Source organism: Hungatella sp. SL.1.14 (assembly GCF_024460495.1).
GTDB classification, from domain to species: domain Bacteria; phylum Bacillota; class Clostridia; order Lachnospirales; family Lachnospiraceae; genus Hungatella; species Hungatella hathewayi.
The window spans coordinates 1-329 of sequence record NZ_JANFYJ010000212.1; the positions used below are offsets into that span (position 1 = coordinate 1).

Genomic DNA, 329 nt, shown 5'->3' on the forward strand with positions numbered 1-329 from the left:
AAAAACACGGAAGGAATATGTACAGATGACGGCAGGTTTTACCTTCGGCGCAATATTTTGATATTTTACAAACTGGCTGTTTGACATTATGCCAGGAAATTCATTGGTATATGTTCCCATTATATTAGTTGTAGTTGTTGCAGTTATGATTATTATTCAGTATTATGCAGCCGATATTTCTAATCTTTTTGGCTGGCTGGCAAGCTTTTCAATTATGCTGGCATTTCTTGGTGTCACAGAAAAATCCCAGTGGAATTTTATGACATTTCAATTATACATTGCAATGCTTGTGGGGATCTGGTTCTTTGCCTTTGCAGGTGGATTCCTTC

The 329-nt window shown here is 37.1% G+C and carries 1 protein-coding gene; it reads left to right on the forward strand.

Annotated features, from left to right (window positions below; all coding sequences use genetic code 11):
- Positions 1-88: 88 nt before the first annotated feature.
- The coding region (locus tag NE473_RS30725; RefSeq protein ID WP_256265608.1) for a hypothetical protein at positions 89-329 on the forward strand (241 nt) is incomplete at its 3' end.